The 6,360-nt window shown below is 54.2% G+C and carries 5 protein-coding genes; all 5 read right to left on the bottom strand.

Features of this window, described 5'->3' with window-relative positions:
- Positions 1 to 77 precede the first annotated feature (77 nt).
- Complete coding sequence (locus FZ041_RS11380; protein ID WP_149189644.1) at positions 78 to 1,034, bottom strand: serine O-acetyltransferase; 957 nt, start codon at positions 1,032 to 1,034, stop codon at positions 78 to 80.
- Between the two features lie 166 nt (positions 1,035 to 1,200).
- A complete protein-coding gene (locus FZ041_RS11375) occupies positions 1,201 to 2,814 on the bottom strand; it encodes a cysteine desulfurase (RefSeq protein ID WP_149189643.1) in 1,614 nt (537 codons plus the stop codon).
- A complete protein-coding gene (locus tag FZ041_RS11370) occupies positions 2,804 to 3,748 on the bottom strand; it encodes a family 2A encapsulin nanocompartment shell protein (protein WP_075430109.1) in 945 nt (314 codons plus the stop codon). Before FZ041_RS11370 ends, FZ041_RS11375 begins: the two co-directional genes overlap by 11 nt.
- A gap of 47 nt (positions 3,749 to 3,795) precedes the next feature.
- Positions 3,796 to 5,247, bottom strand: a complete 1,452-nt coding sequence (moeB, locus tag FZ041_RS11365; protein ID WP_149189642.1) for a molybdopterin-synthase adenylyltransferase MoeB — start codon at positions 5,245 to 5,247, stop codon at positions 3,796 to 3,798.
- A 146-nt stretch (positions 5,248 to 5,393) separates the two neighbouring features.
- Positions 5,394 to 6,350: a serine O-acetyltransferase gene (locus FZ041_RS11360; RefSeq protein ID WP_149189641.1), complete on the bottom strand. Its 957-nt coding sequence runs from the start codon at positions 6,348 to 6,350 to the stop codon at positions 5,394 to 5,396.
- Between the last annotated feature and the right edge of the window lie 10 nt (positions 6,351 to 6,360).

Genomic DNA, 6,360 nt, shown 5'->3' with positions numbered 1-6,360 from the left:
ACACGGTAATTTACAAACTGCAATTCAACGAAAAAATCCGCTAGCTCTCTACTGAGCCAGCGGATTCAAACCGTTCCTCATATTACATAAAACCAAGCGGCATCTGGATACGCCTCGATTTCCTGCACTTCGCGTTTTCCTTGGTTGTAGCGCAGTTCCTGATTCTTGACGCTGACCTTGGTGCCAGGCGCAATGGACTTTGTCAGGAAGACATTACCGCCGATGACTGCGCCCTTACCAATGACCGTCTCACCGCCAAGGATTGATGCTCCCGAGTAGATTGTCACATGATCCTCGATGGTCGGATGGCGTTTCTTGTTGAACAGCTTGCGGCCGCCAGAAGTCGACAACGCGCCCAAGGTCACGCCCTGATATACCTTGACGTGCTCACCAATCTCGGTCGTCTCGCCGATAACGATGCCTGTGCCATGGTCAATCATGAAGTACTTGCCAATCGTCGCACCGGGGTTGATGTCGATACCCGTCTTGCTATGGGCAAGCTCCGTCATGATGCGCGGGATTACCGGGACGCCAAGCTCATAGAGCACATGGGCAAAGCGGAAAATCGTGATCGCGTAGAGTCCCGGATAGGCAAAGATGATTTCGTCGGCACTCTCGGCGGCGGGATCGCCGTCAAAGACCGCCTCGACATCGGTTGCCAGGTACTCGCGGATTTCAGGGATGCGGCGCAAGAAGGCCAGCGTGATCTTCTGGGCTTCAACGCGTGTTTCCTCCAGCTTTTCCTCGTCGGGATGCTCCCCATAACGCAGGGCGATAGCAATCTGCTTGTTGAGACGGAAGGCGATATCCTCGATGACCATCGACAGGTTGTTGCGGATATCGTAGATGCGGTAGCTCTTGTCCTTCGTAAATCCCGGATAGGCCACGCGCACGAGTTCCTGGATCAGCTCATAGATGACCTTCGTGTCCGGCTGGTTGAATACGTCGAGTTTATCGATATGGCGTTTCTTGTCATAATCCGCCAATATATCTTTCGTAATATCATGTATCTCCGTTGAAATATAGTCCTTCATGCTGATACTCCTTCTGGCAATATCCATATAATATACAAAAAAGGTTCCAAAACCTGTCCAAAACAGGATTCGGAACCCTTTGATCTGTCCACTCATTGGATTCTTGTTTCATGGTAGCATACAAGCATACATCTGTCAATCAAAACCCACAAGTGCCAAAGCGAATTCAGAACAAACGCAAGGCTCTTACCAATGCGTCGATATCCTCCGGAGAATTATAGAAAGCAAGCGTCGGGCGAACTGTTCCTTCCAGGCCGAAATGACGCAGTACCGGCTGGGCGCAGTGATGACCTGCCCGCACGGCAATGCCGAACTGATTGAGTTTCTCGCCGACCGCCGTGATGTCATAGCCGTCCAGCACGAACGACAGCACACTGGCTTTATGGTCTGCGTGACCGATAAGATGCAGGCCCTTGACTTTCGCCATTTCTTTTTCGGCATAGACCAGCAAGTCATGCTCATGCTGATTGATGGCCGGCATGCCGATGGCCTGGATATACTCCAAGGCCGCGCCAAGACCAACCGCATCAGCGATGCTGCCTGTACCGGCTTCGAATTTGTTCGGCGCCGGATTATAGATCGTACGCTCAAACGTGACATCCTTTATCATATTGCCGCCGCCCTGATAAGGCTTAGCCGCCTCGAGGACTTCCTGTTTGCCATAGACCACACCAATACCCGTAGGGGCAAAGACCTTATGGCCGGAAAAAACGAAGAAATCGGCATCGATGGCCTGGATGTCTACAGGGATATGGGCAATGCTCTGCGCACCATCGATCAGGATGCGGACACCGTGGCGATGTGCAATGGCAGTAAGCTCAGCCACCGGAGTAACCGTACCCAATGTATTAGAAACATGCGTCACCGAAACGAATTTCGTACGCTTGGTAAATAACCGTTCATACTCTGCCACGAGCAGATTGCCCTTGTCATCGACAGGTATGACCTTGATGACAGCGCCCGTTTCCTGCGCAATGAGCTGCCAGGGTACGATGTTAGCATGGTGCTCGAGCAGTGACACGATGATTTCATCCCCGGGCTGCAGGTACTGTTTGACATAGGCCTGTGCCACCAGGTTGATGCCCTCGGTCGTCCCCCGCACAAAGACGATATTGTCCTTTGATGGCGCATGGATGAAATCAGCCACCGTCTGACGTGAGCCTTCATAGGCGTCAGTCGAACGGGCTGCCAGTTCATGGGCGCCGCGGTGCACATTGGAGTTCTCATGCTGATAGAAGTAAACTAAACGATCGATGACGGCCTGCGGACGCTGCGTTGTCGCGCCATTGTCCAGCCAGACAAGGTCATGACCGTTTACCTTCTCAGCCAGCACGGGAAAATCGCGGCGGATATCGGCTAGCGACTTCGTGCCCACGATAATGGAATCATTGGCTTTAGGAGAGCCCCCTTGCCCAGCGGCCACTCTTCCTGCCTGGGCGGGCAAAATTCCGGACTCTGCTTCGCGCACGGATACTACAGCCGGGCGAAAACCAGCCGCATCAGCAGGTGCCACGCCATCGGCCCCTGCTGCCTGCCCGCCAAACTCCTGCGCCAGGCTTGCCCACGCATCTTCATGGATGCCAGCCTTAGCTGCATAGGCTGAGGCTTTGGCAGCCGCCCGCCCTATGACACGGGTATCGCTGGTATGGACAAGATCCGCCAGCCCCTGTTCGCACTGTTCTGCCTCACGGGCAGAAAACTCAGGAAAGTACGCGCCAGCCCAGCCTGCAATCTCCGCCGGAGACGGCAGCCCTGCCGGTACGAATGGCTCAATAGTCATAGTACTCACCTACTTCAACATCTTCGAGCACTGCGATGGCATCATCAGCCAGGATAGCTGCCGAGCAGTACAGGGACAGAAGGTAGGAGGCAACGCCTTTATCATCGATACCACGATAACGGACGGACAAGCCACGGGACTGTTCATTCTGCAGGCCGGACTGGAACAGGCCGATGACGCCGCGTTTTGCCTCGCCCGTGCGGACCAGCAGGATGTTCGTCTTGCCGCCCTGCCCTTTTGGCTCTTTCTTGCCATCAACCAGCAGCTTGTTGGTCGGGATGATGGGGATGCCGCGCCATACGATGAAGGTGCCGCCAGCGATATTCGTCGTGACCGGCGGTACGCCGCGCTTCGTGCATTCGCGCTCGAACGCAGCGATAGCACGCGGATGGGCAAGGAAGAACGATGGTTCTTTCCAGACCTTGGTAATCAGTTCATCGAGGTCATCCGGCGTCGGTGCTCCCGTACGCGGCTGGATGCGCTGGCTGTCCGCGATATTCTTCAGCAGGCCATAGTCATCGTTGTTGATGAGCTGGCTCTCCTGACGCTCACGCAGGCTCTCGATAGCCAGATTGAGCTGCTCGCGGGCCTGGTCATACGGCGAGCTGTAAACATCCTGAATCGCCGTATTGACATTGATGATGGTCGAAATGGAATTCAGGCGGTACTCGCGCGGCTTCGTCTCATACTCCACATACCCCTGCGGGACGATATCCGATTTCTTCTCCGCACTGCAGAGCACATCGAGCGGGGTATCGCCTTCGACTACCTTATTCACGCGGTAAATACCAGACTCCAGCCCCTTGAACTCCAGGACCTTCGTGAGCCAGCGTGGCGTTACGGAACGGAACTGCGGACGCGTCTTGGTCACATCCGCAAGATTATACGCGGCCTCCTGTCCCAGTGCATTGATCTTTGCTTCTTCTTTTGCCATAGAACTACCCTCTTTCAGTAAAATGGATGGATAAAATAGAATATATGTCAATACTGTGGCATGGATGCATCGACATCGCGTGCCCAGCTATTGATACCGTCTTTGAGATTGAACATCAGGCCATGATAGCCCGCCTCCCGCAGCGTCCGGATGGCAAGAATGCTGCGCTTGCCCTCTTTACAGATAAAGACCGTAACTCGTGACGGATCGAGTTCATCCTGCCGCCTAGCCAACTGCCCAATGGGAATTACTTTGGCCTTGGGGAATTTGATAATGGCGCGCTCATGCGGTTCCCGCACATCGACAAGCGTTATTTGTTCGCCTGCATCCAGCCGCTGTTTCAGCTCCTTGGCTGCTATGGCCTCGACTGGTTCTTCTTCCTGCTTTTTCAGGCCGCAGAAATCCTGATAATCATAAGTCTCAAGCTCGTGGATGGAAGGATGCGTCCCCGAAATCGGGCAATCGGGATTATGCGGCAGCTTGAGCTCACGGAATTTCATGTTCCAAGCATCAATCACGAGCATCCTGCCAATCAAGGGCCTGCCGCCACCGACAATCAGCTTGATGACCTCGCCGGCCTGAATCGTGCCGAGGATTCCCGGCAAGACGCCCATGACGCCTCCCTGCGAGCAGGAGGGGACCAGCCCCGGCGGCGGTGGCGAAGGGTATACACAGCGATAGCATGGCCCCTCTTTGCCATAGAAGACCGTAACCTGTCCCTCAAACTGGAACATGGCGGCAAATACATCCGGCTTGCCCAGCAGCACGCAGGCGTCATTGATTAAATAGCGCGCCGGATAATTATCGGTGGCATCGGCGATGATGTCGTATTCGCCGAGAATATCGAGCGCGTTATCCGCCGTAAGCGGATAATCATAGGTGTTGACCTTGACCTGCGGGTTGATGCCGCGTATGGCCTCTTTGGCTGATGCCACCTTGGGACGCCCGATATCCCGCGTCCGATGGATGACCTGGCGCTGCAAGTTGGATAGCTCAACCTCGTCAAAATCGACCAATCCCAGCGTGCCGACCCCTGCTGCCGCCAGATACTGTGCCAGCGGTGCGCCAAGCCCGCCAAGTCCTACAATCAGTACCTTGGCCGCCTTGAGCCGGCGCTGTCCGGCCACACCGACTTCCTTCAGGAGCAGATGACGGCTGTAGCGCGAAATCTCATCGTTAGAGAGTTTCTCACGGTTCTCTGGTATCAACGGCGCATGTACGCCGCTGCCACCGGCAATCGTTGGAATCAGCATCACTTCCGCACCATCGGGTACTGGAGTGGCAAAGCCCTGCAATTCCTGAATACTGCGGTCGCCGACAAAAACATGCACAAACTCGCGCAGCGTTCCGTCATCAGCAAATACTGCCTCACGGATATCGGGATATTTTTCGGCCACTGCCGCCAGCACCTCAGCTGCCGTCCCTGCCGGAACCTCGACCTCTGAATGCTGCTGCGCAAAACCACGCAACGTCGTGGGAATCAAAACCGTCACTGCCATATCATCACTCCCTGTAATCTCTGATATAAAAAAGAGGCGCTTCAATCCCATCGGATCGAAGCGCCTCTAATGTCTGTAGTCAGCTCTTTTGCCACATAATATATCATCTATATCATAGTCTGTCAATATGTCATATATGTTTTTCTTTAAATCACATAAAACCATGCTGAATCCACATCCTCCTCAACTTCCTGAACCTGGCGTTTGCCTTTGTCATAGCGAAGTTCCTGATTCTTTACACTGACCTTTGTCCCCGGGGCAATCGACTTCGTCAAAAACACATTGCCGCCAATGACAGCCCCCTGGCCGATGACCGTATCACCGCCCAATATCGAGGCCCCCGAATAAATTGTCACATGATCTTCGATAGTTGGATGCCGCTTCTGGTTGAACAATTTGCGGCCGCCAGATGTCGACAGGGCGCCAAGCGTGACGCCCTGATAAACCTTGACATGCTCGCCGATTGTCGTCGTCTCGCCAATGACAATCCCCGTGCCGTGATCAATCATGAAATACCTGCCGATCTTGGCCCCAGGGCTGATATCGATGCCCGTCTTGCTATGCGCAAGTTCCGTCATGATGCGCGGGATGACAGGCACCTTGAGTTCGTAGAGCACATGCGCAAACCGATAAACGGTCGTGGCATAAAGCCCTGGATAAGCAAAGATGATTTCATCGGCACTCTCAGCCGCAGGGTCGCCATCGAATACAGCCTCCACATCCGTCGCTAGATACGCGCGGATTTCGGGAATGCGGTCTAGAAACGCCAACGTAATCTTCTGCGCCTCACCCCGCGTGGCCACAAGGGTCTCATCATCCGGCCGCTGCCCATAGCGCAAGGCTATCGCAATCTGCTTGTTGAGCCGGAAGGCTATATCCTCTACCACCAGCGAAAGATTATTGCGGATATCGTAAATCCGATAGTTTTCATCTTTGCTGAACCCCGGATAGGCTATCCGCACCAGTTCTTCAATCAGCTCATGGATGACCTTCGTATCGGGCTGATTGAATACATCCAACTTGTCAATCGGACGGTTCGCATCGTAATCCGACAGGATACGCTGCGTGTACGCATGAATTTCAGGAGAAATAATGTCCTGCATAACCTCACTC

This window comes from Pseudoselenomonas caprae (genome assembly GCF_008271345.1).
GTDB lineage: Bacteria > Bacillota > Negativicutes > Selenomonadales > Selenomonadaceae > Selenomonas_A > Selenomonas_A caprae.
This window is presented reverse-complemented; position numbering and strand designations above follow the sequence as displayed.